At 37.4% G+C, this 4,759-nt stretch carries 6 protein-coding genes, 1 tRNA gene and 1 other RNA gene; 7 read left to right on the forward strand and 1 reads right to left on the reverse strand.

Translation table 11 applies throughout. From position 1 onward, the window contains the following. The 3 genes from ACKI30_RS07925 to ACKI30_RS07935 form a co-directional block, all read left to right on the forward strand. Positions 1–285 (forward strand): 4Fe-4S dicluster domain-containing protein (locus tag ACKI30_RS07925; protein ID WP_407411417.1); only part of this gene is annotated, 285 nt, incomplete at its 5' end. A gap of 11 nt (positions 286–296) precedes the next feature. Beyond that, complete coding sequence (gene frhB, locus ACKI30_RS07930) at positions 297–1,148, forward strand: coenzyme F420 hydrogenase subunit beta (protein WP_407411419.1); 852 nt, start codon at positions 297–299, stop codon at positions 1,146–1,148. A gap of 100 nt (positions 1,149–1,248) precedes the next feature. Then, positions 1,249–2,280 carry an Ig-like domain-containing protein gene (locus ACKI30_RS07935; RefSeq protein WP_407411421.1) on the forward strand — a complete coding sequence of 344 codons (1,032 nt, stop codon included), beginning with the start codon at positions 1,249–1,251 and terminating at the stop codon, positions 2,278–2,280. Between the two features lie 41 nt (positions 2,281–2,321). Here the strand turns inward: ACKI30_RS07935 and map are convergent, their stop codons facing one another. Further along, on the reverse strand, positions 2,322–3,239 hold the full coding sequence (gene map / locus ACKI30_RS07940) for a type II methionyl aminopeptidase (protein ID WP_407411423.1): 918 nt from the start codon (positions 3,237–3,239) through the stop codon (positions 2,322–2,324). A gap of 103 nt (positions 3,240–3,342) precedes the next feature. Here map and ACKI30_RS07945 point away from each other — a divergent pair, with 103 nt between their 5' ends. The 4 genes from ACKI30_RS07945 to rnpB all read left to right on the forward strand — a co-directional run bounded on the left by ACKI30_RS07945 (position 3,343) and on the right by rnpB (position 4,753). Beyond that, complete coding sequence (locus tag ACKI30_RS07945) at positions 3,343–3,750, forward strand: hypothetical protein (RefSeq protein WP_295599384.1); 408 nt, start codon at positions 3,343–3,345, stop codon at positions 3,748–3,750. A gap of 8 nt (positions 3,751–3,758) precedes the next feature. Beyond that, complete coding sequence (locus ACKI30_RS07950) at positions 3,759–4,271, forward strand: hypothetical protein (RefSeq protein WP_295599387.1); 513 nt, start codon at positions 3,759–3,761, stop codon at positions 4,269–4,271. Positions 4,272–4,360: 89 nt separating this feature from the next. Then, positions 4,361–4,435 (forward strand) — tRNA-Met (locus ACKI30_RS07955). Between the two features lie 30 nt (positions 4,436–4,465). After that, positions 4,466–4,753: RNase P RNA component (gene rnpB / locus ACKI30_RS07960), an RNA gene on the forward strand. The last annotated feature ends 6 nt before the right edge of the window (positions 4,754–4,759 follow it).

The raw sequence follows: 4,759 nt of genomic DNA on the forward strand, positions 1-4,759 counted from the left end.
GTTGTTGCATTATGTAACGGTGACTTAGAATACTTACAACCTGCAATGGACAAAGCTGCTTGTAACACTGGATGTGGCTGTGACGTATTAACCAATGTAATCCGTAACGGATTATGTACTGGATGTGGAACTTGTGCTCTAGCTTGTCCTACAAGAGCTATGGGCTTTTCTGAAGGTAGACCTAGCTGTGACAGAGATAGATGTATTAAATGTGGATCTTGTTATGCAATGTGTCCAAGAGCATGGTTACCTATAAAAAGAATTAAAGAAAACACAGGATTATAGGAGGATTGAACATGCCATTAGGTACTTATAAAGAAGCATTATCTGCAAGATCAACTGATAAAAAAATATTAGATGTATCCCAAGACGGAGGAATTGTTTCAGCATTACTCTGTTACGCACTCGATGAAGGAATCATTGAAGGTGCTGTTGTAGCTGGAACTCCTGATGATGATTGGAGGCCTATTCCTACTGTAGTAACCTCAGCAGATGAAGTTATTGCAGCAGCAGGTACCAAATACTCAATGTCTCCAACCTTATCCGCTTTAAAAGAAGCAACCCGTCAATATGGATTAGAGAAAGTCGGTGTAGTGGCAACTCCATGTCAAACCCAAGGTTTAAGAAAAGCACAAGCTTATCCATTAACCAGATTCGTTGTTGATAAAATCAAATTACTCATCGGTATCTACTGTATGGAAAACTTCCCTATGGCTTCTCTCGACACCTTTGCAACTGCTAAATTAGGATTTGACTCATTAACAGATGCTACTAAAATGGACATCGGTAAAGGTAAATTCTGGTTAACCAAAGACGGTGAAGACTCAGGATTAGCTATTAAAGAAACACACGGATATGAACAAGCTGGATGTAACATCTGTATGGATTACGTGGCTGAATGGGCTGACGTATCAACCGGTTCAGTAGGATCTCCTGACGGATGGTCCACTGTATTGACCAGAACAGATGACGGTGACTCCATCTTTAAAGCTGCTGTTGACGCAGGTTTAATCGAAACCAAACCAATGGACGAAGTTAAACCAGGTCTTCCTTTACTTGAAAAATTAGCTAAAGGTAAAAAGGACAAAAACGGCAAAGAACGTGAAAGAAGAGCTAAATTAGGATTACCACTTCCTGTGGAATACTAATTCCTTTTCTTTTTTTCTTTTTTTATTTTTTTAACTCTTTTTTTGAATTAAGTTTAAATAGTCCTCTTGTCAAACATATTTAACATATGGAGGTTATTTAATGAAAAACACTAAATTACTCATTTTCCTCATCGCATTGACAGTGGTATTGTCAGTGAATTTTGCATTTGCGGCTGACGACAATGCAACTGATTTGGCAATGAATGCTGATGAGGACATTAAAGACAATGATTTAACAGTAAACGAAGAGGATTTGTTGTCCGTTGATGAGTCTCAAGATCAAGAGACATATAAACAGGTATCTGATGATAAATATGCTGTCGTTGATGATGATTCAAAACTATCAGTCGAAACAGTTCAGACAATAAAGATGGAGGGAATCACAAACCGTGTAAATGGTGGAATTTGGTATAAAGCAACATTTTATGATACAACTGGAAAGCCATTACAAAATGCTTTAGTTGCATTCTATTTAAATGATGACAATAAATGGGGTTATGAAATTGCTACAGATTCAAATGGGGTTGCATTGTTAAAAGCAAAACTCTCAAATGGAAATCATAAGATTAGTGCTGTCAATTATGGTACTGGTGAAGTAATGTCTGATTATATTAAGGTTTTTAATGTAATCACAGGTGGTAAAGAGATTAAAATGTATTATGATGATGGTAAATCATATAAGGTTCGTGTTTTTGATGATAATGGAAATCCTGTAAAAGCAGGCCAAAAAGTCACATTTTTTATAAATAATAAGAAAACAGTTAAAAAAACAGATAAGAATGGTTATGCTACATTGAAAATCACTTCAACGCCAGGATTATATACTATTTCTGCAATATATAAAGATTTCATCGTTTCAAATAATCTTGTTGTAAAAAATCCGTTTAAAGTTAAGATGGCTAAAAAAAATAAGAATTCTAAAGTTAAATTCACAGTTAAATTGCTTGGTAAAAATAAAAAGAATAAATTGGTTAAAATCAAATTTAACAAAAAAACTTATAAAGCAAAAACCAACAAGAAAGGTGTTGCAAATTTTAAGTTGAAACACCCTAAAAAATCAGGTTATTATAAGCTTACAGTACAATATAAGAAACTTAAGGATGATTTCACATTCTCTACTTTCAAGATTTAAAATAGAAAAGAATTAATTCTTTTCTGAATATTTTTTTTTTTTTAAATGGTTGTAACGGTACAGCCTTCTTTTTCAACGATTACAGTATGCTCCTTCTGGCTTACAAAGCAGTCCTGCTTTTCGCGCAGAGGCGCGTAAGGGTATATTGCCATTGCATCAGCCAATTGCTTCAATGCCATATGGCCTTTCCTTTCACCGAACTCGTCTGTTATCCATCTTCCTGAGAAAGGCACGAAGCGGTGGTTGTGCTGAATGTATTTCAGGACTCTGGTTGTGGATTTCATCCTGAACGGCTTGTTTGCCATATAGGAGTATATGTAGTGTCCCGGCGCATCGTTGACAAGGCCTTCGCCGTTGGTTGCGAATGGTTCGATTGCGATTGCCTGGCCCTCTTCTAGAGCGTATCCGTCATGATTGTCATAGTTCGGAATTGATATTCCAGCGTGGAGATTGTTCTGCTCCAGGCTGTGGCCTGTTAAATTAAAGATTGGGTTTAACTTGTATTCTGCTATTGCCTCATGGACTGCAGCGCCTATTTTTGACACTTCAACCCCTGCCCTGACGGTGGCGATTGCAGCTTCCAATCCTGCGGCTGACGCTTCAACGATTTCCTCGTGCAGGTTTATCTCATCCTGAGTGTAGTTTGCAGTGATGTCCCCATCGGCTATTACTGTAACTGCAGTGTCTGCAATATAGCCATCAATCATTGCCCCCAAATCCAGTTTAACCATGTCTCCTGCATGGATGACTGTTTCATCTCCTGCAGGTGAGGTGTAGTGGGCTGCAACTTCGTTCAGTGACACGTTGCATGGAAAAGCGATGTCTGCTCCTGCCTTCAGGATTTCACTTTCAACATATTCGACCAGGTCAATGACCAAGGTTCCGTCCTTAATCATCTTTGAAGCTTCTCCACGTATCTTTGAAGCGAGTTTTCCAGATTCAATATAAGATTCCATCATAAGTTATTACCTTCTCTATTGATATAATTAAATATTTAACTAATAAACTTTATATAATATTTTATATTGATTAAAATATATATTAAACGTGGAGGTTGAATAAATGGATTTTCCTACAATACCTGATCAAATGTTCCTACTGATTATTTTGATTATTGTTGTTGTGGTATTGATTATTATCGTTTTCCAATGGAGAAGTGTTGCCAAGTCCAAGAATGAAATTAAACTTCTTGAAAAGGAAATTGAACTTAAGAAAATGTCCATGGTGGAAAAAGATATCGAATCCAAAAGGTTAATGGACAATCCTATTCCATTGCCGCAAGAGCAACAAGACAGTCTTTCAGCAATCAGGCAATCCACAACAGAAGCAAGAAGTCGTGTAGGCTATCTTCACTCTGAAATCAATGAGAGATTAGCCAGGCTTGAAGCTGAAACTGAACAGAGAAAATTGGAAAAGATGCTTAAGGAAATTGAGCAGAAAGAAGCTAAGCTTAAAAAAATGAATAAATAGGTGTTAATATGGATGCAACAGAAGCAATTGCAGTAATAATTTTAATCGTGGCAATTGTGATTTTAGTTTACTATTACTTATTGAACAGTCCGGGCGCCATGGATAAATTGCGCGGTTATGTGCCGACCAGTGCCGATGCTCACATGGATGAGGTTTTAGGCGGCAATTCCTCTGATGTGGCGAATGCCGTTAAAGAGGATGACAATTCCGATTCTGTCACTAAAAGGATTAAGGTCAAGTTGAGTGACATTGACATGTCTGGCATAAACACTGACGCCTTTTCCAGCAAGATTGATGCTTTCCTTGACGCTAAAAGCGATGAGTTGATTAAGGACTGGTCCTTGGCTACCACTGATGATATTGATGATCTTCAAACCAAATTCTCCCAAACCACATCAAATGTTGATGCTTTGGAGAAGGATTTCATTGAGTTTAAAAAGTCATCCAAGGAATTCCAGGAAGCCACTGAGGAAAAATTAAGTGAGTTGGATAAGAGGATTGAATCATTAGAAAATAATTAATATTATTTTCTTTGATTTCAACTATTTTATCGAAACCTTTATATAGTATAGCAATTATAATTAGTATTAGTTATTACTGTTTTTCATATAGCAGGGTGGGGTAGTCTGGTGAACCCGCGGGGCTCATAACCCCGAGATCCCTAGTTCAAATCTAGGCCCTGCTACATTTTTACTTAAACTTATTATTTTTCATGGCAAGTTAAAGGCAGCTGCTGGTTAATTACATTTTAACTAAGGAAACTCCGCACATCAATACAAGACTATGGCGTTGAAAGACGTATGCTGAGAAGCATGACCCTGGAGCAGAAACGACACGGCTTTTAATGGTAGACGATGATACTTGATTGAGGACATTAAAAGAAACGGTGAAACGGCCATTCCATAGGATGCAAGAGCAAAGATGCCGATAATCGATTGTGTAGGCAAGGTAGTTCGCTAAGATGAATGCTGCATGAACAGAATGTGGGTTACTCTTAACATGCCATGAT

The organism is Methanobrevibacter sp. (genome assembly GCF_045539575.1).
In the GTDB taxonomy this organism is placed as follows: Archaea; Methanobacteriota; Methanobacteria; order Methanobacteriales; family Methanobacteriaceae; genus Methanocatella.